The sequence below is a fragment of the Aquimarina agarivorans genome (assembly GCF_000218485.1).
GTDB lineage: Bacteria > Bacteroidota > Bacteroidia > Flavobacteriales > Flavobacteriaceae > Aquimarina > Aquimarina agarivorans.
This window is the reverse complement of sequence record NZ_AFPB01000002.1, coordinates 1-796: the sequence shown is the minus strand read 5'-3', so window position 1 is coordinate 796 and position 796 is coordinate 1. Positions and strand designations below refer to the sequence as shown.

Below are 796 nucleotides of genomic sequence, written 5' to 3'. Positions count from 1 at the left end.
ATTTTTCTCCATAAATTTTGTAATGTATAATAGGACATTTGCACATGTAAAAAGGGAAATAGGTAAACCTATTACAAACAGAAAAGTCCTTAGATTGTTAAATCCAAAGACATTCACTGTATCTTTTTTCGACAAAAATATGTGTATGTAAGGAGCAATAACACTAGTAAATATTATGATCCTTATTAAAGATATCATTACTTTATTTCTTCTTTTTCTTCCCTCGGTCATCTGGGCTTTGGACTTCATCTTTGTCAATATATTCAGCTTTAAATTCAATGTTACTTTTTTCAGCTTGTGACTGCACTAATTCTTCAGAAGAATCTGTACAACTAGTTAACACTAACAAACTCATTACCATTATTGTAATTACTTTTTTCATTTTACTCTATATTTAAAATTAAACGTGAGTAAAATAGACAAAATTAACATATACAAGTAGTTATGCGGAATTACAAACACCCTGAATTTGATCTAAGGGTTTACCCTGAAAGCCTAAGGGTTTTCCCTTAGAAAAAGTTAATAATTGATAGAAGATTTTCAGCTATATTACTACACTTTTGAGTACCATTTTTTGAAGAATCACATATTAACCGCATGTTTTATAAACTGATTGACACTGATTTTCACTATCTAATGAACCTTCAAATTATAAAAAACAGTTCCTATTGCTATTTTGTTTTAGTCAATTTTTCCTGTTAATTTAAATTTAAAAGCAGAATTAAGGAGGTGAAAAGATGTTTTTTACCGTTTAAAAACAAAGTTAAATAACAAAAGATACTATTTATATATATAA

The 796-nt window shown here is 27.3% G+C and carries 1 protein-coding gene; it reads right to left on the bottom strand.

Features of this window, described 5'->3' with window-relative positions; all coding sequences use genetic code 11:
• Positions 1-202: 202 nt before the first annotated feature.
• A complete protein-coding gene (locus GMC_RS21585) occupies positions 203-355 on the bottom strand; it encodes a hypothetical protein (protein WP_157998120.1) in 153 nt (50 codons plus the stop codon).
• Between the last annotated feature and the right edge of the window lie 441 nt (positions 356-796).

Excerpts from the sequence above, each read along its gene's own strand:
- GMC_RS21585 (WP_157998120.1), bottom strand. The coding sequence starts at position 355 with ATGAGTTTGTTAGTGTTAACTAGTTGTACAGATTCTTCTGAAGAATTA.